The organism is Salinivibrio costicola subsp. alcaliphilus, from assembly GCF_001996185.1.
Classification (GTDB): Bacteria; Pseudomonadota; Gammaproteobacteria; order Enterobacterales; family Vibrionaceae; genus Salinivibrio; species Salinivibrio costicola.
On record NZ_MUFR01000172.1, the window covers coordinates 1 to 337 of the forward strand.

At 50.1% G+C, this 337-nt stretch carries 1 protein-coding gene; it reads right to left on the reverse strand.

Annotated features, from left to right (window positions below):
• A partial coding sequence (locus tag BZJ21_RS15740; RefSeq protein WP_269087448.1) for an EF-Tu/IF-2/RF-3 family GTPase occupies nucleotides 1-337 on the reverse strand: 337 nt, incomplete at both ends.

Here is a 337-nt window from a genome sequence, read left to right on the forward strand (position 1 = left end):
ACGCAGAAGAACACCAACGTTCTCACCCGCACGGCCTTCGTCTAGAAGCTTACGGAACATTTCAACACCAGTACAAGTGGTCTTGGTGGTGTCTTTCATACCTACGATTTCAACGTCGTCACCTACGGTGATGATGCCTTGCTCAACACGACCGGTTACAACAGTACCACGGCCTTGAATTGAGAATACGTCTTCGATTGGCAGGATAAACGGCTTGTCGATCGCACGCTCTGGCTCAGGGATGTAAGAATCCAGGGCTTCAGCAAGTTCAACAATCTTCTGCTCCCACTGCTCTTCACCGTTCAATGCACCCAGTGCAGAACCTTGAATTACTGGG